This window comes from Atlantibacter hermannii, assembly GCF_009907385.1.
GTDB lineage: Bacteria > Pseudomonadota > Gammaproteobacteria > Enterobacterales > Enterobacteriaceae > Atlantibacter > Atlantibacter hermannii_A.
Genome location: NZ_JAAATR010000024.1, coordinates 120,297 through 142,739, shown reverse-complemented (window position 1 = coordinate 142,739; position 22,443 = coordinate 120,297). Strand labels below are relative to the sequence as shown.

The window sequence follows — 22,443 nt, the reverse complement described above, 5'->3', positions numbered from 1 at the left end:
CACCGTTAAATAAGTGACTGAGTTTCAGCGAAGCCGAAACGAATATTGGCACACTGTACTGCCTGCGCCGCAGCGCCTTTCAGCAGGTTATCTTCCGTGGCCACCACAATCAGATGCTCGCCCTGGACAGCAAAACCGATATCGCAGAACGGCAAGCCCACCACATTTTTCAGCGCCGGAACGCCCTTCTGATACAGACGCACCAGCGGTTTATCGCCGTAGGCGTCGCTGAACGTCTGCGCCACCTGTTCAGCCGTCACGCCCGGTTTCAGGCGGCAGGTGATGGTTTCTAAAATCCCGCGCGGAAAGTTGCCCAGATGCGGGGTAAAAATCACCTGCGCGCCCAGGTGGGTCGCGATTTCCGGTTGATGGCGATGGGTAAATACGCCGTAGGGTTGCAGGCTCACTTCGCAGAAGCTATTGGACATCGCCGCCTTGCGCCCTGCGCCGCTCACGCCGCTGGTGGCGTTGATCACCGGCCACTGGGCTAAATCCAGCAGATCGTTGTCGATCAGCGGCTTAAGCGACAGTTGCGCCGCCGTCGGGTAGCAACCCGGTACGGCAACCAGTCTGGCTTCTTTCAGCGCGTCGCGGCTCCACTCCGCCAGACCATACACCGCCTGCTCCAGCAGTTGCGGATGCTGATGGGCGAACCCGTAGAATTTTTCGTAAAACGCCGCATCGTTCACCCGGTACGCGCCGGATAAATCGAACACCACGCAGCCTGCGTCGAGGAACTGCGGCGCCAGGTCGTGACTCACTTCGTGCGCCGTCGCCAGAAACACCACGTCAACGCCCCGGGTGAACTCGCTGATGTCGGACATCGGCATCAGCGGCAGATCAACAATGCCTTTCAGTTGAGGATGCAAATCGGAGAGTAATTTTCCTGCATCATTGCTTTGCGCTGAGACCGTCAATGCGGTTATGTTCATATGTGGATGGCGATTGACATAGGTCGCGAGCTCTGCGCCGGTATAACCACTGGCGCCAACAATCAGCGTATTCAACATCGGGGCTGTTCACCTTCTTTATCGTCACGAGAAGTTACCTGCGGCAAAAGCGTCTGCTTCTGCCACGTTAGCGAGCGTTTTCAGGAGGCTGCGCGATGCGGTTCCTTTTTGCTCACCGTTAATGTATTTTTATTCACTAAATTTGCATGAATATTGATACTATCACGACCTAAGGTATGTCAACAGTGAAAATGAAATTACCGCCGTTTATCGAGATTTACCGCGCATTAATCGCGACTCCGTCCATCAGTGCGACCGAAGCCGCGTTAGATCAGAGTAATGCGTCTTTAATCAATTTACTGGCGTCCTGGTTTGGCGATCTGGGTTTTAACGTTGAAGTTCAGCCAGTCCCGGGAACACGCAACAAATTCAATATGTTGGCGAGTATCGGCCAGGGGGCGGGCGGATTACTGCTGGCAGGCCACACCGACACGGTGCCGTTTGACGACGGGCGCTGGACACGCGATCCCTTCACCCTGACCGAGCACGACAACAAGCTGTACGGTTTGGGCACTGCCGACATGAAAGGCTTTTTCGCTTTTATTCTTGATGCGCTGCGCGATGTGGACGTGACGCAACTGAAAAAGCCGCTCTATATTCTGGCGACGGCGGATGAAGAGACCAGCATGGCGGGGGCGCGCTATTTTGCCGAAACCACCCAGTTACGCCCCGATTGCGCGATTATCGGCGAACCGACCTCTTTGCAGCCTATCCGCGCGCATAAAGGGCATATTTCCAGCGCAATTCGGGTGCTGGGACAGTCGGGCCACTCCAGCGATCCGGCGCGCGGCGTGAACGCCATTGAACTAATGCATGACGCCATTGGCCGTATTCTGGAACTGCGCGACAACCTGAAAGAGCGCTATCACTATGAAGCCTTTACCGTGCCGTATCCGACGCTCAACCTCGGCCACATCCACGGCGGCGATGCGGCCAACCGAATTTGCGCCTGCTGCGAGCTGCATCTGGATATTCGCCCGCTGCCGGGGATGACCCTTAACGATCTTAATGGATTACTGGAAGAAGCCCTGGAGCCGGTCAGCAGCCGCTGGCCTGGCCGCCTGAACGTGGCGGAGCTGCACCCGCCGATCCCTGGCTACGAATGCCCGCCGGACCATCAGCTGGTGAAAGTGGTAGAAGATTTGCTCGGCGCAAAAACGGATGTGGTGAACTACTGCACTGAAGCGCCGTTTATCCAGACACTCTGCCCGACACTGGTACTTGGCCCCGGTTCCATTAACCAGGCGCACCAACCGGACGAATATCTGGAAACCCGGTTTATTAAACCGACCCGTGAACTGATTACCCAGGTTGTTCATCACTTCTGCTGGCACTGATCTGCATCACCCTCCTGTCACGCCGGAGGGTGACTTTTGTCACATTTCCATAAGTAACGCTTATCTGGCGCGAAACGAATTAAATTTCGTAAATTGTCGCGATTTATTCGTTTGCTGAAGCGATTTCGCCGCAATTGACGAACGGTGGTTTACGTGGCTTTATAAAAGAAAAGACGTAGTTCAAGTCCGAAAGATTTCGAATCACAGCAAGGCGGCAAGTGAACACATCCCTGGGCGCTTTCATTAGTAAGTGACCTGGGTGGACGAGTGCAGCCCACGCGGCTGTGGTTCGAAATATTGAGGACATATACACAAGAGATGGGGTGTCTGGGTTTTATGAACGAACAATATTCCGCTTTGCGTAGTAATGTCAGTATGCTCGGCAAGCTGCTCGGGGATACCATCAAGGATGCACTCGGAGAGAACATTCTTGACCGCGTAGAAACAATCCGCAAATTGTCGAAGTCCTCACGTGCTGGCAATGAAGCAAATCGGCAAGAACTGCTGACCACGCTGCAAAATCTGTCTAACGATGAGTTACTTCCGGTGGCCCGCGCCTTTAGCCAGTTTCTGAACCTGGCCAATACCGCCGAGCAATACCACAGCATCTCTCCCAAAGGGGAAGCCGCCAGCAATCCGGAAGTGATTGCCCGCACGCTGCGTAAACTCAAAGATCAGCCGAATCTGAGCGAAGCGGCGATTAAACAGGCCGTTGAGTCGCTTTCCCTGGAGCTGGTGCTGACTGCACACCCCACTGAAATTACCCGTCGCACGCTGATCCATAAAATGGGCGAAGTGAATAACTGCCTGCGTCAGCTCGACCATAAAGACATCGCTGATTACGAACGCAACCAGATCACCCGCCGTCTGCGCCAGCTTATTGCCCAGTCCTGGCACACCGATGAAATTCGTAAAAACCGCCCTTCCCCCATCGACGAAGCGAAATGGGGTTTTGCAGTGGTGGAAAACAGCCTGTGGGAAGGTATTCCCAGCTATCTGCGTGAACTGAACGAACAGTTACAGGAACATCTGGATTACAAACTGCCGGTGGATTTCGTACCGGTGCGCTTTACCTCCTGGATGGGCGGCGACCGCGACGGCAACCCGAACGTCACCGCCGATATTACCCGTCACGTGCTGCTACTGAGCCGCTGGAAAGCTACCGACCTGTTCCTGAAAGATATTCACGTCCTGATTTCCGAACTGTCGATGGTGGAATGTACCGACGAGCTGCGCGAGCGCGTCGGCGAAGCGGGCGCGTCTGAGCCGTATCGCTATCTGTTGAAAGGCATTCGCAGCCAGCTCACCGCCACTCAGGCCTGGCTGGAAGCGCGGCTGAAAGGCCAGAAACTGCCGAAACCGCAAGGCTTGCTGACCCAAAACGAGCAGCTGTGGGAACCGCTGTATGCCTGCTATCAGTCGCTACAGGCCTGCGGCATGGGCATTATCGCCAACGGCGAACTGCTTGATACCCTGCGCCGCGTGAAGTGTTTCGGCGTGCCGCTGGTGCGCATCGATATCCGCCAGGAAAGCACCCGCCATACTGAAGCGCTGGGCGAACTGACCCGCTACCTCGGCATTGGCGATTACGAAAGCTGGTCAGAAGCCGACAAACAGGCATTCCTGATCCGCGAACTGAATTCCAAACGTCCGCTGCTGCCACGCCAGTGGGAGCCGAGCGAAGAAACCCGTGAAGTGCTGGACACCTGCCGGGTTATCGCCGAAGCGCCGCAGGGCTCTATCGCCGCCTACGTGATTTCGATGGCGAAAACCCCGTCCGACGTGCTGGCGGTACATCTGCTGCTGAAAGAGGCGGGCATTGGCTTTGCGCTGCCGGTTGCCCCGCTGTTCGAAACCCTCGACGACCTGAATAACGCTAACGACGTGATGACTCAGTTGCTGAATATCGACTGGTATCGCGGCTTTATCCAGGGCAAACAGATGGTGATGATTGGTTATTCCGACTCGGCAAAAGACGCGGGCGTGATGGCGGCCTCATGGGCGCAATACCAGGCCCAGGACGCGTTAATCAAAACCTGTGAAAAAGCGGGCATCGCCCTGACGCTGTTCCACGGTCGCGGCGGTTCTATCGGTCGCGGCGGCGCGCCTGCCCATGCGGCGCTGCTCTCTCAACCGCCGGGCAGCCTGAAAGGCGGCCTGCGCGTGACCGAGCAGGGCGAAATGATCCGCTTTAAATACGGCCTGCCGGAAATCACCATCAGCAGTCTGTCGCTTTATACCGGCGCGATCCTCGAAGCTAACCTGCTGCCGCCGCCGGAGCCAAAAGCCGAATGGCGTCACATCATGGACGAGCTGTCGACCATTTCCTGCAACATGTATCGCGGCTACGTGCGTGAAAACGCCGACTTCGTGCCCTATTTCCGCTCCGCAACGCCGGAACTGGAGCTGGGCAAGCTGCCGCTGGGTTCGCGCCCGGCGAAACGTCGCCCGAACGGCGGCGTGGAATCCCTGCGCGCCATTCCGTGGATCTTCGCCTGGACGCAAAACCGTCTGATGTTGCCCGCCTGGCTGGGTGCAGGCGCAGCGCTGCAAAAAGTGGTGGAAGACGGCAAGCAGGGCCAGCTGGAAGCCATGTGCCGCGACTGGCCGTTCTTCTCGACCCGTCTCGGCATGCTGGAAATGGTATTCTCCAAAGCCGACCTGTGGCTGGCGGAATACTACGATCAGCGCCTGGTGAAAAAAGAACTGTGGCCGCTCGGTAAAGAGCTGCGCGAGTTGCTGGAAGCGGACATCAAAGTGGTGCTGGATATCGCCAACGACTCCCATCTGATGGCGGATCTGCCGTGGATTGCCGAGTCGATCCAGTTGCGCAATATCTACACCGACCCGCTCAACGTTCTGCAGGCCGAGCTGCTGCACCGCTCCCGCCTGACGGAAGAAGCAGGCAAAGATCCGGACCCGCGCGTTGAACAGGCGCTGATGGTCACCATCGCTGGCGTTGCAGCCGGTATGCGTAACACCGGCTAATGCTCCTCCGCCCCGGCACCGTCCGGGGCGTTTATTTCTCGCCGCTGGCGACGCCACACCCCATACTTATCTTTTACCGTAGCAATACCGGGAGGAGATAAGCATGACTCAACAGTACGAATTGCTGACCGCGCCTTCCACAACGCCGATCAAAATGTGGACCAAAGGCGTGCCGGTTGAAGGCGAAGCCAAACAACAACTGCTCAAAACCGCCAGTATGCCGTTTATCTTTAAGCATCTCGCCGTCATGCCTGACGTGCATCTCGGTAAAGGTTCCACTATCGGTAGCGTGATCCCGACGCGCGGAGCGATTATCCCGGCGGCAGTGGGCGTGGATATCGGCTGCGGCATGATTGCCGTACGGACTTCACTCACGGCGAGCGACTTGCCTGATAACCTGGCGGGGTTACGCAGCGCCATCGAACAGGCCGTTCCCCATGGCCGCACCGTTGGCCGCGCCCAGCGCGATAAAGGCGCATGGAACTCTACGCCTCAGGATGTGGATGCCCACTGGGCGCATCTTGCGCCGCGTTTTAAAAAGCTTACCGATAAGTATCCTCAACTGCTAAAGACCAATAACCATCAGCATCTGGGCACGCTTGGCACCGGTAACCACTTTATTGAAGTCTGTCTGGATGAGCAGCAGCGGGTCTGGGTGATGCTGCACAGCGGTTCTCGCGGCGTCGGCAACGCCATCGGGTCGCTGTTTATCGCGCTGGCGCAAAAAGATATGCAGCGCCATATCAGCAATCTGCCCGACCGCGATCTGGCCTATTTCGAAGAAGGCAGCAAGCATTTCAACGACTATATGGAAGCCGTCAGTTGGGCCCAGGATTACGCCCATCACAACCGGGAAGTGATGATGAATCGCGTACTGGCGGCGCTGTCTAAAATCATCACCAAACCCTTTGCGACCCGGCAGGAAGCCGTTAACTGCCACCATAACTACGTTCAGAAAGAGACGCATTTTGGCGAGTCGGTGCTGGTCACCCGCAAAGGCGCGGTATCGGCGCAGAAAGGGCAAATGGGGATCATCCCCGGCTCGATGGGCGCGAAAAGCTTTATCGTGCGCGGCCTCGGCAATGAAGATAGCTTCTGCTCGTGCAGCCACGGCGCAGGCCGTACCATGAGCCGCAGCGCCGCTAAAAAGCGCTTTACGGTTGACGATCAAATCCGCGCCACTGCGCATGTGGAATGCCGCAAAGACAGCGACGTGATTGACGAAATCCCTATGGCGTATAAAGACATCGACGCCGTGATGGCGGCGCAGTCATCGCTGGTGGAAATCGTGCACACGCTGCGTCAGGTAGTGTGCGTGAAAGGATAAAATGCCTGATAAACAAACAATAAGGACATAACAATGAAAACATGGTTGGCAAAACTGTTCGGTAAAGGCTCCTCGCCCTCTTTTCCGGTGGTATGGGATGCGCAACAGCCCGCGATTTATGCGCTTCTGTTGCCGACAATGGAGACGCTGGCGCCGCTCAGCGCTGAGCAAAATCCGCTCATCGACCCACCGCTGGGCGAGAGCCAGGAAATTCGCTGGGCGCCCGGCGCGCTGGATGGCGTGGCGATCCACCATTTCGGGCTGGGATCGGATGACGATCCGTCTGGCGCCATCGCGATCGCGCTGGAAAAAACGTTGCAACATCGTCATCCCGCAGATACCGCAGAGCTGTACAGACTGCTCAACGCCGGTTCGCCCCTGAGCTACATTGACGAGCTATTAACGGCACTGCCTGCCCGGAAAAAAGTGGATGCGGGCGCGCTTAACGAACTGGTGGTATGGCTGGCGATGAATAGCCCGGACGCCAATGTAGTGAAAACGGCGATGGCATTGCTGGCATTTTTCCCGTCACCGCAAAGCCAGCAGATCCTGACGGTACTGGGCCGCCACGACGAATTTACGCTTTACGCTATTGTGGCGCTGCGCTCCTTCCTTGCCCCGGAAGAGTATGAGCGCGTCTGGTTTGAGATGGCCCAGCGGGTTGACGGCTGGGGACGCATTCATCTTATTGAACGCATACCGGAACAGCCCGGACCAGTGGTGCGCCACTGGTTGCTGCGCAGCGGCTATTCCAACAGCGTGATGTATGAATACACCGCCTGGGATTGCGCTTTCTACGGGCAATTGCTGGAGGCGCTTAAGCATGAACAGGATGACGCACTACTGAGCGGCGCAGCGGAAATATTTCAGGCCATCATGGCCGGGGAGCCGGGAAAAGGGATTGATTATTACAGCGACGCGCCAGAAGCCTTTTTCCATTATTTAACGCATCTGCTGGCGCAACCCGCTGCCGATCCGCTGCACTATCTGGCGGCTCATGATATCCGGGAGCAGGCTGAAGACAGCGAGTTTTGCGATGACGACTTACGCCATCAGCTGATGACATTAGCAGACCAGGTTATGACGCAGCCACAATGGGATACGGCGATCAAACAGGCGTTGGCGGGCGATGATGCGTACCGCTTCAACCTGGCGATACGCGCCAGTCGCCTGCGTAATCAGGACCCGTGGCCTGCCATTTATCACAAACAAATGAGCGACAGCCAGGCCAGCCACTGGTATCAGCTTATGCAAACCGATGACGTTGAGAATATCGTGAAGGTGGTGGCGCTGGCGCAGCAGCAATTCGATCTCACGGCTATCGCCAGCGGCCCGGCGTTAAGCAACGGCATCGGCATGGAATGGCAGGCGCACAATGCGTTTGATTTTGTGTTGCAGGATCTCAGGCGTTTTCCGGGAATCGGCTGGGAAGTTCTCAAAGCAGGCATACAGAGCCCGGTGATCCGCAACCGCAATATGGCCATCAATGCGCTACAGGAATGGCAGCCGGAACAGCTGCAGCCTCATCGCGCGTTTCTGGATAGCTGTCTGGCGCAGGAGCCGGATGACGTCGTCCGTGAACGGATGGAAGCCTTAGTACAAAGAGCCTGCCCCCACATTATTGAATGACCTCGCTGCCGAAAGGCCATTATATGTTCTACTTTCTTAAAGGCCTGACGCAAGATATGGCCTTTTTTCATTCAGACAGGTAAGGTTGCCATGCCTTCGCACTCTTCCTGTGAGACGCAGAAAACACGATGCACTATGACGTAAGCCACCTTCTTTCGCGACTGATTAATGGCCCGACAACGCTGGGTAATATCTGGTTCGCGAACCCAACAGGCCCGATGCCCGATCTGGCGTTTAAGGTCGATTTTCCGCGGCTGGAAATCGTGCTGGCGGGTAGCGTCATTGAACGTGGCAGCCCGAACGGCACCTGTCTGATGAGTGAAAGCGATGCACTGTTTGTGCCGTCAGGCAGCTGGAATTATCCGCACTGGCAGGAGCCTGCCACGACCCTGAGCATCCTGTTTGGTAAACAGCAGCTCGGCTTTAGCGTCCTGCGCTGGGATGGTGAAAAACTGCAAAACCTCAATAAACAGCACGTTGCGCGGCGAGGCCCACGCATCGGCTCATTTCTGCTGCAAACGCTGAATGAAATGAAAATGCAGCCTCATGAACAACAAACCGCCCGGCTGATCGTTTCCAGCCTGTTGAGTCATTGTAATGACCTGCTGGGCAGCCAGATCCAGACCGCCTCTCGCAGTCAGGCGCTGTTCGAAGCCGTACGCGGCTATATTGATGAAAACTATGCCGCGGCCCTGACACGAGAATCGGTAGCACAGGTTTTTTATATTTCGCCAAATTACCTGTCGCATTTGTTTCAGAAATCAGGCTCGCTGGGATTTAATGAATATCTGAACTACACCCGACTGGAGCACGCAAAAGCGTTGCTGAAAGGATATGAACTGAAAGTAAAGGAAGTCGCCCATGCCTGCGGCTTTGTCGACAGCAACTATTTCTGCCGCCTGTTTCGTAAAAATACCGAGCGTTCACCGTCGGAGTATCGCCGTCAGTACCATAGCCAACTCACGGAAAAACAGCTTAACGCAGAATAATATGGGTGTGCTGCGGCGATCCCAGAACTTTACGTACCGCTGCCATCGCCTTCTGCGGGTCGCGCAGAAAAGCGCTGATGCCAGAATGCACGTAACGGCATTCAATAAACCGCTCAGACCCGGCAATATCAATATCGGTAAGCAGCAGCACGGCATCCGCGTTGCTAATGTCCGCCTCAGTCAGGGGGTTTTCAATGCCCAAAGCTCCCTGGGTTTCAATTTTTACAGACCACTTTTCCTGCTGGCACAGCTTTTCCAGACGCTCAGCCGCCATATAGGTGTGCGCGACGCCGCTAATGCAGGCTGTAACGGCCACCAGATTTCGCTTTACCGCATCCGCCATTTATCCTCCCATCGTCACCGTAAAGCCCGCCTGTTCAGCCATCTTCCTGATGCCGGCGACTTCGCTATCCGTAGGGACAGGAATCGCTTTCATCGCCCAGGTTCGCCCTAACAAACCATACTTGGGCTCACCAAATTGGTGAAAGGGTAATAGATGCAATTTATTGAATGACAGAGATTTCAGTATTCCGAGGATCTTCGCAATATTAGCCTCGTGTAGCGTATAACCGGGAATGAGCGGCAACCGTGGCGTCACATTGATCCCCTGCTCAACCAGCAAGCGTAGATTTTCCAGTACCCGTGGCAGATTAATATTCAACACCCGGTGAGACTGCGCCTCATCCATAATTTTTAAATCAAACAGCACCTCGTCGCACTGCCGGGCCAGAGGCAATAAACGTGAGGAGGGGGCATCGCCGGCGGTTTCAATAGCGGTATGAACACCCAGTTCCCGTAATCGTGCTAAAAACCGGGTGGCAAACGGCGCCTGCATCAGCACTTCCCCGCCCGATAAGGTGACGCCACCGCCCGAAGAGCGAAAGAATACGTCATCTTTCATCACTTCCCGTTCAAGCGCGGCGAGAGAAATATCCCGGCCAATATGCTCAAAAGCGCCCGAAGGGCATTCATCAACATCCTGCAAACAAGGCGAACAATGCAGGCATTTACTGTTACGTCTTACCGTCTCAATTTTTGGCGACAAAGACTCCGGGTTGGCACACCACGGGCAGGTATGGGGGCAACCTTTAAAAAAGATAAGGGTGCGGATACCCTGCCCGTCATTTAAAGAGTAGCGCTGGATATTGAAAATGCGCGCCGTGTCGGCGCACGTTTCAATAACGTCACAGTTGATGCGCGGTCCGACGGATAATGTCATCCTGGATCTCCTTTGAAAGCTCAACAAAGAAGGCGCTGTAACCGGCAACCCGCACGACCAAACCGGCGTAATCCTGAGGGTGACGTTGCGCTTCGCGCAGCGTTTCTGCATTTACTACGTTGAACTGAATATGCTGGAGTTTTAGTTGCGTGAACGCGCGCAGAAAATCCGCCAGCTTATTCAGCCCGCCCTGGCCGTCTAACGTCGCCGGGGTGAACTTCACGTTCAGCAGCGTTCCGTTGGATAACAGATAGTTATCTAACTTGCTTACGGATTTCAGCACTGCCGTCGGGCCCTGCCCGTCCTGGCCCAACATGGGAGAGAGCCCCCCATCGGCAAGCTGCTCGCCAGCAAAACGGCCATCTGGCGTCGCCCCCACTACCGAGCCCAACGGCACATGGGCAGATACAGTATACGAACCCGGCGTAAACTGCCCGCCGCGCGGATTGGCGTATTTCTCCACTTCTTTACAGTAATGACGCAGCAGTTCGGCGCTGATGTTATCCACTTCATCAATATCATTGCCGTATTTTTCGAAGCGGTGAATTAAGCGTGCACGCACTTTTTCACCTTCCGGCGTCGCGAAATTGGCTTTCAGCACCGCCAGCAGTTCATCAAAGCTCATCCGCTGTTGGTCGAAAACGATGCCTTTAAGGGCATAAAGCGAGTCGCTGAGGTTGGCGATACCGATCCCCTGCACACCCGAAAAGTTATAGCGTGCCCCCCCTTCCGTTATGTCTTTCCCACTCTTCAGGCAGTCGCTAATAAACGAAGAGAGCAGAGGTACGGGTGCCCAGTCTCGATGGCCGATATCGCAAATATTGCTGCCCTCAACCATTAAGCGAATGTAATAACTCACTTTTTCGCGGATTTGAGTGAGCAAATCCGCATAGGTGAGCGCCGCATTGCCTTCATTTTCATGGAGCGTGATTTCCATGACTTTCAGCAGGTTAAACATGGCGATGTCGTGCAAACCGTAGGTTTTACCGGGAATAGACAGCTCGACGCAACCGACAACGGAATAGTCGCGCGCATCCTCCAGCGACACGCCGCGATTGAGGAACGCCGGAACCACGACTTCATCATTAAAAATTTGCGGGATACCGGTGCCCAGACGGATGGTCTCGGCGGTTTTGAGCAAGAATGGCCGGTCAATCAGCTCATTAATGCGCACCCCCAGATTTGGTTGAGGCAGTTGTACGCTTTGATACGCATCCAGGCACATAAACGACAGGGCGTTAACGGCGCTGCGACCGGTTTCTGTCAGGCCGCCCAGCAACGCTGTGTATCCCGTAGGGAAACCGGCAAAATAGCGGGCGCTGCTGGTAGAACGTAATAACACCACGTCGTTGCATTTAATCCACAGCGATTCCAGCAGCTCACGCAGCCAGACGGGATCCTCGCCCTGCGTTAACGACGCCTGCCAGAAAGGCAGCATGTACTGGTCGAAACGCCCCAGGGACAGCGAACTGGCGTTGGATTCATACTGAAGAATAATATTCATATACCAGAAGAGCTGGCAGGCTTGCCAAAACGTCTGGGGGCGCTTATCCATGTTATGGCGTGAGTTAGCCGCAATCGCCAACAACTCCTCACGACGCACAGCGTCCGGGCACTGCGCCGCCATCTGTTCAGCCAGTTGCGCATAACGCAGTATATGGCGCTGAGAAGCCGCCAGCAGCAGCCGTGCGGCCTGGTAGAAAGGGTTTTCCGGCTCGCGCTCACAATAAGCAGTCAGCTCATCCAGTAGCGTACCCAGGCCATTTTTCAGGAGTCGTGGGTAATCAATGATGATATGCCCCTGCCCTTTATCGGTCTGGTTAATGCTGAATATTTGCGTGCCTACCGCCTCCTTTACCTCTTGCGTCATCTGGCCGTTGATAAAGTCCTTCATCGAACGTTTTTCCCAGTACGGGTAAAGCTCATCGCGATAGCAGCGTTTATCTTCCTCGCTGATTTCAAAGCGATCCTGGGGGCGCGTCGGGAACTGATCCAGTTCTTTCAGCAGCCAGTACGGGTCCATCTCCGGCGACATGATGCCCGCCCGCGGTTTCACGGTACGGTTTCCGGCAATCAGTTCATCATCACGAATCGCGATTTTCACATTATCAAGGATGTACGCCGTCGCTTTGGCCCGCCGCAGCATGACCGGCTCCCCTTCGGTCTGTTTATAGCTTTCGGTTAACAGTAAGGCGCGTTCAAGGGAGATTTCACGGGGGTGTTGGAACAGTGCGGCTTTCAGGCGTTGAATGCGATTCGTCATGGGGACTCCGGTCAGTAGGCGATGAAAGCACCCGCTCCGAAGAGCGGGTTAGGTCATTAGACGGCTTGCGCCAGGTGGGTCTCAATCTTGCTCATAATGGCTGCCGCTCGTTTCACGGCGTCGCTAATATTTACTCTGACAATGGTCTTACCTGCGAAGCGCTCCTCAAATTTGATGCCGATATCTTTGGTCAGCACCACAATATCCGCCTGCGCAATGTCTTCAGCGCTCAGCTCATTTTCCAGACCGATAGAGCCCTGGGTTTCCACTTTCACCTTCCAGCCCTTCGCTTTTGCTGCGCTTTCCAGCGCCTCGGCGGCCATATAGGTATGTGCCACGCCGGAAGGGCAAGCGGTAACGGCGACAATTGTTGTCATGGTCAAATTCCTTTTTATTAATCAGTTGATTTCAAAATCTAAGTCGAGATCGTCTTGTTGCTCAGCCGCCTGTGGTTTGTTTTTACGCGCCAGGCTTTTCAGCAGATTGACCGCGACCGCCGTCACCACTGCGCCGACGATCACGGCGGCGATATATCCCATTTTTCCATCCACCACCGGCAGAACGATCAGCCCACCCCATCCGGCGTAGCATTTTGCGCCCAGTAATGCCGCAGTTACCGTACCGCAGACGGAACCCAGCATGATCGAAGGGATGACGCGCAGCGGATCGGCGGCGGCGAATGGGATAGCGCCCTCCGTCACCCCGACGCAACCCATCACCATGGCAGCTTTGCCAGCCTCACGCTCTTCATCGCTGAAATTTTTACGGTTAATCAATGTGGCTAACCCCAGGCCGAGCGGCGGCACACAAATCCCGACGGCAGCGATAGCCACCACGCCGTACACCCCTTGCGCAACGCAAATCAGCATAAATGCATAAGCGACTTTATTAACCGGCCCACCCATATCGAAAGCCAGCATCAGTCCCATAATAACCGCCAGCATCACCACGCTGCCCTGTTGCATGCCTTGTAGCCATTGGGTCAGACCCGCCGTGATTGCGCCAACCGGTTCGCCCAGCCCCCACATCATCAAACCCGCCGTAATAAAAGTGCCGATGATAGGGATGACGAAAATAGGCATTACCGAGCGCAAGACTTTCGGTACGGGGATTTTTTTCAGGTAGAAGATCACGATGCCACCGATAATCCCGGCGATGAGGGCGCCGAAGAAACCCGCACCGAAGCCGTTACCAACCCATGCCCCGATAGCACAGGGCGCAAGCGCGGAGCGATCGGCAATGGAATAACCAATATATGCGGCCAGGAAAGGCACCATTAACGTCAGGCCAGCGACGCCAATATCAAACAGCTTTTTCAGGTTCGGATCGGTTAACGGGTCCGGCACCGCGCCCTTGCCGTATAACATGACGGAAACCGCCAGCAAAATACCGCCCGCGACCACGAAGGGGATCATATGCGACACCCCTGTCATTAAATGCTGGCGGGTGTTCTTAAGAATATGCACCAGTTCTTTCATTGGTAACTCCTGCGCTTACGCCATGTTCATCCACGAAGATAATGCGCCAAACAATAGACAATCGCTGGTCGTGCAGACAGTGGACAAAAAAGCCATTTACTGGATTTTTGTACGCCAGAATAAAAAATGCGATCGGACTCAAAAGTCCTTAGCCATACATAAATCTCAGGAATGAATTGCCCTGTGAGTGAACTCTCACTTTTCCACATATATTACATAAATCCAGTTTTTGGCAGTTTTGTCGCATGGCGGCTCGTCATTAAGCGCCTTTATCCTGTTGCGCAAAGTGTGAATGAATCAGGAGAGGCTTATGGCTCTGGTAATTGAATTTGTCTGTGATTTACCCCATGGCGTGCATGCCCGTCCTGCAAGCCAGATCGAGAAACAATGCAATGCATTTGCCTCACAAATTGAATGGATCAATAACAGAACGGGCAGGAAGGGAGACGCGAAAAGCGCACTGGCAGTGATTGGCACCGGGACGATAAAAGGCGACATCTGCCAGTTAATCATCGCAGGAACGGATGAAAAAGACGCCCATCTTCAGCTGGAAAAATGGTTTCGGGAAGCCTTCCCGTTATGCGACGAACCCCTTGAGCAGCCTACGGTGACCGTCGCTGAACCGCTTCCCGAATCACTGACGCGGCTGAATCCCACCTTTTTTCCTGCAAAATCCGTATGCGCTGGCAGCGCCAGCGGCATCCTGACGCCGCTGATCTCGCTGGATCTCAATAAAATGAGCAACCTCCCCGCCCCGCGTGGTGTGGAAGAGGAGCAGCAGGCGCTGGATAACGGCTTAACGCGGTTGATAAAAAACATTGAGCTGCGCCTGCTTGATAGCGACGGTACCACCAGCGCCATCCTTGAAGCGCACCGTTCACTGGCCCGTGATATCTCGCTGCGCCAACATTTACTGGCAGGCGTCACCCGCGGGCAGAGTTGCGCGCAAGCCATTATCGACAGCGCTAATCACTTTTGCACCGAGTTCAGCCATGCCGAAAGCAGCTACCTGCAAGAACGTGCGCTGGACGTACGCGATATCTGTTTTCAGTTGCTCCAGCACATCTATGGTGAGCAACGCTTCCCTGCGCCAGGCCAGTTAAAACATCCCTCGGTGTGCCTCGCGGACGAACTTACCCCCAGCCAGTTCCTGGAACTGGATAAATCGCTGCTTAAAGGACTGCTACTGGAAAAAGGCGGGACCACCTCTCACACCGTTATCCTGGCGCGTTCTTTTAATATTCCGACTCTGGTGGGCGTGGATATTCTGGCGCTCGCGCCCTGGTACAATCAGCCGGTCTATATCGACGGCAACGCGGAAATCGTGGTGGTGAACGCCAGCGAAGCGGTAGATCGCTATTACCAGCAGGAAGCGCAAGTCCAGGCGGAATTACGCGAACAGCAGCAGGTGTGGCTGACCCGCGACGCCAGCACCGCCGACGGCATCAGAATGGAAGTGGCCGCCAATATCGCCCATGCCGTGGAAGCACCGGGTGCGTTCCACAACGGTGCGCAGGCGGTCGGGCTGTTCCGCACCGAAATGCTGTATATGGACCGCGCCAGCGCCCCGTCGGAAGACGAACTCTACAATATTTTCTGCCAGGCGCTGGAACCGGCGAAAGGGCGCAGCATCATCGTACGCACAATGGATATCGGCGGCGACAAGCCGGTGGAATACCTGAATATCCCCGCCGAAAACAATCCGTTCCTCGGCTACCGTGCAGTAAGAATTTATGAGGAGTATTCGGCGCTATTCTCCACGCAGTTGCGGGCAATTCTCCGCGCTTCGGCGCATGGAAAATTAAAGATCATGATCCCGATGATCTCTTCTATGGAAGAGATCCTGTGGGTTAAAGAAAAATTATCGGAAGCGAAGCAGCAGTTGCGCAACGAGCAGACGCCGTTTGATGAAAAAATTCCGCTCGGCATTATGCTCGAAGTCCCCTCGGTGATGTTTATCATCGACCAGTGCTGCGAAGAGATCGATTTCTTCAGCATCGGCAGTAACGACCTTACGCAATATCTGCTGGCGGTCGATCGCGATAATGCCAAAGTCACCCGTCACTACAACAGTCTGAATCCTGCGTTTTTGCGAGCGCTGGATTATGCCGTGCAGGCGGTGCATCGCCAGGGTAAGTGGATAGGGTTGTGCGGCGAACTGGGTGCGAAAGGTTCGGTCCTGCCTCTGCTGGTTGGTCTTGGGCTGGATGAAATCAGCATGAGCGCACCGGCCATTCCCGCGACGAAAGCGCGATTAGCACAGCTGGATAGCCGCGCCTGCCGTCAGTTACTCAACCAGGCGATGGCCTGCCGCACCTCACTTGAAGTTGAACATCTGCTGGCTCAGTTCCGGATGGCGGCGCACGATACGCCGATTATTACTCCGGCATGCATCTCCCTGGATAACGACTGGCGCAGCAAAGAAGAAGTGATGAAAGGCATGACCGATAAGCTGCTGCTGGCCGGGCGTTGCCGTTATCCGCGAAAACTGGAAGCCGATCTGTGGGCGCGTGAAGCGGTGTTTTCTACCGGGCTCGGTTTTAGTTTCGCTATCCCGCACAGCAAATCCGAGCATATCGAGCAGTCGACTATTAGCGTTGCGCGGCTCCCGGCTCCGGTGCTGTGGGGCGATGAAGAAGCACAGTTCATTATTATGCTCACCCTCAACAAACATGCCGCCGGCGATCAGCATATGCGGATTTTTTCTCGCCTCGCCCGCCGCATCATGCATGAAGATTTCAGAAACGCGCTGGTCAACGCAACTTCCGCCGACGCCATCGCAACGCTGCTTCAACAAGAACTGGAACTTTAGTCTAAGGAATCGTCATGGAACTCTATTTAGATACCGCCAACGTTCAGGAAGTTATCCGCCTGGCGCGCATTTTTCCCCTGGCTGGCGTCACAACCAATCCCAGCATTATTGCTGCAGGAAAAACGCCGCTGTTTGACGTGCTGCCACGTTTGCAGGACGCGCTCGGCGAACAGGGAAAACTGTTCGCCCAGGTCATGAGCCGCGATGCACAAGGCATGGTGGAGGAAGCCAGGCGTCTGAACCACGCGTTCCCTGGGTTGGTGGTAAAAGTGCCGGTGACAGCAGAAGGTCTGGCTGCAATTAAGGTACTGAAAACGATGGACATCGCCACACTGGGCACCGCCGTGTATAGCGCTTCGCAAGGGCTGTTGGCGGCGCTGGCAGGCGCGGATTATGTGGCGCCGTATGTTAACCGGGTTGATGCCCAGGGTGGAGACGGCATCCAAACGGTGCGGGAACTGCAGACGCTTCTGGAACTGCATGCGCCGCACTGCAAAGTGCTGGCGGCGAGTTTTAAAACGCCCCGTCAGGCGCTGGACTGCCTGCTTGCTGGTTGTGAAGCTATCACGCTTCCACTGGATGTCGCTCAACAAATGCTCGGTACGCCTGCGGTACAATCGGCCATTGAGAAGTTTGAGTCGGACTGGAAAAACGCATTCGGTAATGTAAACCTTTAACAGGAGAAGATGTATGGATCACATCATTCAGTCACCGGGTAAATACATCCAGGGCGCCGATGTCCTGAGCCGCCTCGGCGACTACCTTAAACCTATGGCCGAACGCTGGCTGGTGGTCGGCGATAAATTCGTTTTAGGCTTTGCCCAGGAAAGCCTGCAACACAGCCTTAGCGCTGCCGGGCTGGCGTTCGAAATCGCGCCGTTTGGCGGTGAATGCTCTCAAAATGAAATCGACCGCCTGCGCGCCGTGGCGGAAAACGCGCGCTGCGATGCGGTGGTCGGGATTGGCGGCGGTAAAACGCTGGACACGGCCAAAGCGCTGGCCCATTACATGGCGGTGCCGGTGGCGATTGCGCCAACCATCGCCTCCACCGATGCGCCCTGTAGCGCCCTGTCAGTTATCTATACCGATGACGGTGAATTTGACCGCTATCTGCTGTTGCCACATAACCCAAACATGGTGATCGTCGATACTAAAATCGTGGCGGGCGCACCGGCGCGTCTGCTGGCGGCCGGGATTGGCGACGCGCTGGCGACCTGGTTCGAAGCGCGCGCCTGTTCACGCAGCGGCGCAACCACCATGGCTGGCGGCCAGTGTACTCAGGCCGCGCTGGCCCTGGCGGAACTGTGCTACAACACGCTGCGGGAACAGGGCGAAAAAGCGATGCTGGCGGCGGAACAGCATGTGGTCACCCCGGCGCTGGAGCGCGTGGTGGAAGCCAATACCTATCTGAGCGGCGTCGGTTTCGAAAGCGGCGGCCTGGCGGCAGCGCACGCGATCCACAATGGATTAACAGCTATTCCGGATGCGCATCATTTTTACCATGGTGAAAAAGTCGCGTTTGGTACGCTGGTGCAACTGGTGCTGGAAAACGCGCCGCTGGAGGAGATCGAAACCGTCGCCTCGCTGTGTTATGCGGTGGGATTGCCGATCACCCTGGCAGAGCTGGATATCGAAAGCGATATTCCCGCCAAAATGCGTATTGTGGCCGAGGCTGCTTGCGCCGCAGGGGAAACCATCCACAATATGCCGGGCGGCGCGACGGTCGATCAGGTGTATGCTGCGCTGCTCGTCGCCGACCAGTACGGTCAGGGCTTTTTGAAAAACTGGCAGTAAACTAATAAACGCCCGGCAGCGTAAAGCGCCGGGCGTGCTTTGAGGTTTTTATACCGCCGGACGAACGCCCAGCGTATGGCAGATGGCATAGCTCATTTCCGCGCGGTTCAGCGTATAGAAGTGGAAGTCTTTCACCCCTTCGCGGCTGAGGATTTTCACCATATCCATGGCAATATTCGCGCCCACCAGCTTGCGGGTTTCCGCGTCGTCATCAAGGCCAGAGAACATCTGGGCCATCCACGCCGGGATACGCACGTTGGTCATATCCGCGAATTTTTTCGCCTGCCTGAAGTTAGACACCGGCAGAATGCCCGGAATGATTTCCACATCAATCCCGGTCGCCGCGCAGCGGTCGCGGAAGCGCAGGTAGCTTTCCACATCAAAGAAGAACTGGGTGATGGCGCGATTGGCACCCGCGTCGATTTTGCGCTTCAGGTTCAGTAAATCCGCCTGGGCGCTTTTCGCCTCCGGATGGACTTCCGGGTACGCCGCCACGGAAATATCAAAATCCGCCACTTCTTTCAGCAGGCCCACCAGATCGGCGGCATACATGTCCGGTTTACCGCTGCCCGGCGGTAAATCGCCGCGCAGGGCCACGATGTGGCGAATGCCGTTTTCCCAGTAATCCCGGGCAATGGTGCGCAGCTCATCGCGGGTGGCGTCGATACAGGTCAGGTGCGGTGCCGCTTCCAGACCGGTGCGATCTTTAATGCCTTTGATAATGCTGTGGGTGCGGTCGCGCTCGCCGGAGTTCGCGCCATAGGTGACGGAAACGAATTTCGGCTTCAGGCTGCTCAAACGATCGATGGAATTCCACAGGGTCTGTTCCATTTCACTGGTACGCGGCGGGAAAAACTCAAAGGAAACGTTAATGCGCCCGGCGACTTCGGCCAGACTCTGATTCAGTGCTTCCCGCTGGTTGGCGTGAAAAAAGCTCATACCCTTACCTCATCACTCGCTTGTCATTATTGGCTGTTATGTTTTTTTGACTTCTATACGTTTAGATGTCCAGATGTAAAAATGACGGAAAAGCGCCATCGCGTCAACTGAAAAATCACCAGAATGAATGAGGAATATTCAGTGAACGTGAAAAAAATTCAGGATGGGGGGTCACAGAAAGGAAAAACGCCTTTTGCCAGCGGGGGCAAAAGGCGCATATCAGATTACAGCAGCTGGGCCAGGCGGTTGAGGTCGGACTGAATGGCCCCGGCGGTGACATCGCGTCCGGCACCCGGGCCACGGATCACCAGCGGATTATCGCGATACCAGCGGCTTTCGATGGCAAACACGTTATCGCACGGCAGCAACGACGCCAGCGGATGCTCAGGACGCACCGCCTCCACGCCGACACGCGCTTTGCCGTTGGCGTCGAAACGCGCCACATAGCGCAGCACCAGCCCCATTTCCCGGGCGGCTTCCAGGCGTTGCACCATCTGGTCGTTCAGCGCATCGCCGTTTTCGAAGAAGTGATCCACCGACCCGTCTTCGCAACCCTGCGGCACCAGCGACTCGACGCGCACCTGGTCAGGTTCGATGTCATACCCGGCTTCGCGCGCCAGGATCACCAGCTTGCGCATCACGTCTTTCCCGGACAGATCGACGCGCGGGTCCGGCTCGGTTAAGCCCTGTTGCCAGGCCTGATCCACCAGGTCGGTAAACGGCACGGTGCCGTCGAATTGCAGGAACAGCCAGGAGAGCGTCCCGGAGAAAATGCCGCTGATGGCCAGAATCGAATCGCCGCTGTCGCGCAGATCGCGCACGGTATGGTTGACCGGCAGCCCTGCGCCGACGGTGGCGTTGTACAGCCAGTGACGGCCCGTTTTGGCGAACGCATCGCGGATTTGGCGATATTTGTTGCTGTTGCTGGCACCCGCCAGCTTGTTGGCGCTGATCACGTGAAAGCCGTGGCTGGCGAAATCCAGATACTGATCCGCCAGCTCTTCGCTTGCCGTCACGTCCAGCACCACCAGATCGTCATACGGATGGTTACGCATCCACAGGAACAGCGACTCTTCATCGTGATCCTGGGCTTCATCATTAAAGAAGGCTAACGCGCGGCTGGCATCCAGCCCCTGGTAATTCAGCAGGCTGCGGCGGCTATCCACCACGCCGGCCAGCACAAATTCAAAACCGGTGCGGGCAGAAAGCGTTTCCTGCTCGCGGGCGAACAACTCGAGCCAACGGGAACCAATATTGCCTTTGCCAAACAGCATCAGGCCAATACGTTTTTCCGCGCGGAACAGCGTCTGGTGCAGGCCCTGAATCAGGCTTTCGGTGGGGCCGACGCGCAGTACGGCCACCAGGCTGATGCCCTCTTCCGATTGCCAGATAAACTCCACCGGCTGATCTTTCAGTTGCTGCCAGAAGCGGTGGCTGTGCAGCGGATTGCGACACACGCCCGCGCCCACCATCGCCACCAGCGCTAGCCCTTCACGCAGGCGCAGTTCGCCCGGCAGCGCGGCGGCTTCCAGGGTGCTGAATGCGCTGCCCACCACTTCCGAGGTGTAACACAGTTGCAGTAAACGGCGGTCGGGATGGACGCCAATCGACAGCGGGCGGATCTGCGCACGCTTCAGGACGTTCAGCGTGTCCTGATGCGCCAGTTTGAAATCCTGATCCGGCGCAACCAGCAGTTCAATCAGACAGACGTCGTCATGGCTGGTGACAATGCGCGCACCGGTGCCGGACGCCAGCACGCGTTCAATACGCGTGGAGCCCTGCTCCGGGTTATAGCTGCACCGCAGCTGTAAATCGATATCGCTGCCGGAAACCGGCTGAAGGGTACGGGCATGCAGCACCGGCGCCGCCAGACGCGCCAGTTCGCTGGCTTCATCCAGCCGCAGTAACGGCAGCAGGCAGGCGTCTTTCACTTTACGCGGGTCGGCGCTGTAAACGCCCGCCACGTCGCTCCAGATGGTGACGCGGGAAACACCGCCCAGCGCGCCGATTTGGGTCGCAGAATAGTCGGAGCCGTTACGCCCCAGCAGTACGGTTTCACCGGCGTTATTGCGGCAGATAAAGCCCGTCACCACCACGCGTTTACCGGGATGCTGGACCAGAAGCTGTTGCAGCAGAGGGTAAGAGAGACCTTCATCCACCTGCGGCTGCGCGCTGCGCTCGGCGCGTAAAAATTCGCGCGCGTCCAGCCAGGTGGCGTCGATGCCCTGGAGATTCAGCACGGCGGACATCAAACGCGCCGACCAAATTTCGCCATGACCGACCACTTCGGCATACACCGCATCGGTAATGACACCATCGAGCAGCGCGGCCAGGCGTTCCAGATCGTGGATAAAACCGCTAATCAGATCGTCCGCTTTATCGGCGGGCAGCAGTCCGCTGATTAATTCGGTCTGGTAACGGCGCAGCGCCTGCTGAACCTGATGGGCGGACAGGCGATCCGTCTGGCTCAGTTTCAACCAGCTGATCAACTGGTTAGTCGTGCTGCCTGCGGCGGAAACCACCATCATGTCGTCCGGCTGCGAATATTCGGCCATAATGCCGGCCACGCGCTGGTAACACTTCACATCCGCAAGGCTACTACCACCAAATTTATGCAGCTGACGACCTTTCGCCCCTGCAGGCGCTGAAACACTCATG

The 22,443-nt window shown here is 56.2% G+C and carries 16 protein-coding genes; 8 read left to right on the top strand and 8 right to left on the bottom strand.

The annotated features are described in order from the left end of the window. Nucleotides 1-5 precede the first annotated feature (5 nt). Nucleotides 6-1,010, bottom strand: a complete 1,005-nt coding sequence (gene argC / locus GV764_RS07515; RefSeq protein ID WP_161659603.1) for an N-acetyl-gamma-glutamyl-phosphate reductase — start codon at nucleotides 1,008-1,010, stop codon at nucleotides 6-8. Between the two features lie 185 nt (nucleotides 1,011-1,195). On the opposite strand from argC, the gene argE reads away from it, so the two are divergent. The 5 genes from argE to GV764_RS07490 all read left to right on the top strand — a co-directional run bounded on the left by argE (nucleotide 1,196) and on the right by GV764_RS07490 (nucleotide 9,280). Beyond that, complete coding sequence (gene argE / locus GV764_RS07510; RefSeq protein WP_161659602.1) at nucleotides 1,196-2,347, top strand: acetylornithine deacetylase; 1,152 nt, start codon at nucleotides 1,196-1,198, stop codon at nucleotides 2,345-2,347. Nucleotides 2,348-2,683: 336 nt separating this feature from the next. Beyond that, nucleotides 2,684-5,335, top strand: coding sequence for a phosphoenolpyruvate carboxylase (ppc, locus tag GV764_RS07505; protein ID WP_161659601.1), 2,652 nt, complete (start codon nucleotides 2,684-2,686; stop codon nucleotides 5,333-5,335). Between the two features lie 103 nt (nucleotides 5,336-5,438). Beyond that, on the top strand, nucleotides 5,439-6,662 hold the full coding sequence (locus tag GV764_RS07500; protein ID WP_161659600.1) for an RtcB family protein: 1,224 nt from the start codon (nucleotides 5,439-5,441) through the stop codon (nucleotides 6,660-6,662). Nucleotides 6,663-6,695: 33 nt separating this feature from the next. Next, nucleotides 6,696-8,291, top strand: a complete 1,596-nt coding sequence (locus GV764_RS07495) for a hypothetical protein (protein ID WP_236651847.1) — start codon at nucleotides 6,696-6,698, stop codon at nucleotides 8,289-8,291. 128 nt (nucleotides 8,292-8,419) lie between these two features. Then, a complete protein-coding gene (locus GV764_RS07490; protein WP_161659599.1) occupies nucleotides 8,420-9,280 on the top strand; it encodes a helix-turn-helix transcriptional regulator in 861 nt (286 codons plus the stop codon). Here the strand turns inward: GV764_RS07490 and GV764_RS07485 are convergent. The 5 genes from GV764_RS07485 to GV764_RS07465 are packed head-to-tail and all read right to left on the bottom strand — an operon-like array spanning nucleotide 9,267 to nucleotide 14,240. Beyond that, nucleotides 9,267-9,623, bottom strand: a complete 357-nt coding sequence (locus GV764_RS07485; RefSeq protein ID WP_161659598.1) for a PTS fructose-like transporter subunit IIB — start codon at nucleotides 9,621-9,623, stop codon at nucleotides 9,267-9,269. The genes GV764_RS07490 and GV764_RS07485 overlap by 14 nt on opposite strands. Continuing rightward, nucleotides 9,624-10,499 (bottom strand): [formate-C-acetyltransferase]-activating enzyme, encoded by an 876-nt coding sequence (locus tag GV764_RS07480; RefSeq protein WP_161659597.1) that lies wholly within the window; start codon nucleotides 10,497-10,499, stop codon nucleotides 9,624-9,626. After that, nucleotides 10,465-12,762, bottom strand: coding sequence for a formate C-acetyltransferase (locus GV764_RS07475; RefSeq protein WP_161659596.1), 2,298 nt, complete (start codon nucleotides 12,760-12,762; stop codon nucleotides 10,465-10,467). The genes GV764_RS07480 and GV764_RS07475 overlap by 35 nt, the downstream gene beginning before the upstream one ends. A 56-nt stretch (nucleotides 12,763-12,818) precedes the next feature. Continuing rightward, nucleotides 12,819-13,139 (bottom strand): PTS fructose-like transporter subunit IIB, encoded by a 321-nt coding sequence (locus GV764_RS07470; protein ID WP_161659595.1) that lies wholly within the window; start codon nucleotides 13,137-13,139, stop codon nucleotides 12,819-12,821. A gap of 21 nt (nucleotides 13,140-13,160) precedes the next feature. After that, entirely contained in the window at nucleotides 13,161-14,240 is a 1,080-nt protein-coding gene (locus GV764_RS07465) for a PTS fructose transporter subunit EIIC (RefSeq protein WP_161659594.1), read from the bottom strand. 310 nt (nucleotides 14,241-14,550) lie between these two features. Between GV764_RS07465 and ptsP the strand changes: the two genes are divergently transcribed. Genes ptsP through gldA form a run of 3 tightly spaced genes read left to right on the top strand, consistent with a single transcriptional unit; the run spans nucleotide 14,551 to nucleotide 18,846 of the window. Then, the gene (ptsP, locus tag GV764_RS07460; RefSeq protein WP_161659593.1) at nucleotides 14,551-17,052 is read left to right on the top strand and encodes a phosphoenolpyruvate--protein phosphotransferase; all 2,502 of its coding nucleotides are present in this window, start codon (nucleotides 14,551-14,553) and stop codon (nucleotides 17,050-17,052) included. A 14-nt stretch (nucleotides 17,053-17,066) separates the two neighbouring features. Next, entirely contained in the window at nucleotides 17,067-17,729 is a 663-nt protein-coding gene (fsa, locus tag GV764_RS07455) for a fructose-6-phosphate aldolase (RefSeq protein WP_161659592.1), read from the top strand. Between the two features lie 13 nt (nucleotides 17,730-17,742). Further along, nucleotides 17,743-18,846, top strand: coding sequence for a bifunctional L-1,2-propanediol dehydrogenase/glycerol dehydrogenase (gldA, locus tag GV764_RS07450; RefSeq protein WP_161659591.1), 1,104 nt, complete (start codon nucleotides 17,743-17,745; stop codon nucleotides 18,844-18,846). A 48-nt stretch (nucleotides 18,847-18,894) separates the two neighbouring features. Here gldA and metF read toward each other — a convergent pair whose 3' ends face one another. Both metF and GV764_RS07440 read right to left on the bottom strand, forming a co-directional pair. Continuing rightward, entirely contained in the window at nucleotides 18,895-19,785 is an 891-nt protein-coding gene (gene metF / locus GV764_RS07445; protein WP_161659590.1) for a methylenetetrahydrofolate reductase, read from the bottom strand. 224 nt (nucleotides 19,786-20,009) lie between these two features. Next, nucleotides 20,010-22,442, bottom strand: coding sequence for a bifunctional aspartate kinase/homoserine dehydrogenase II (locus GV764_RS07440; protein WP_161659589.1), 2,433 nt, complete (start codon nucleotides 22,440-22,442; stop codon nucleotides 20,010-20,012). Nucleotide 22,443: the final 1 nt, after the last annotated feature.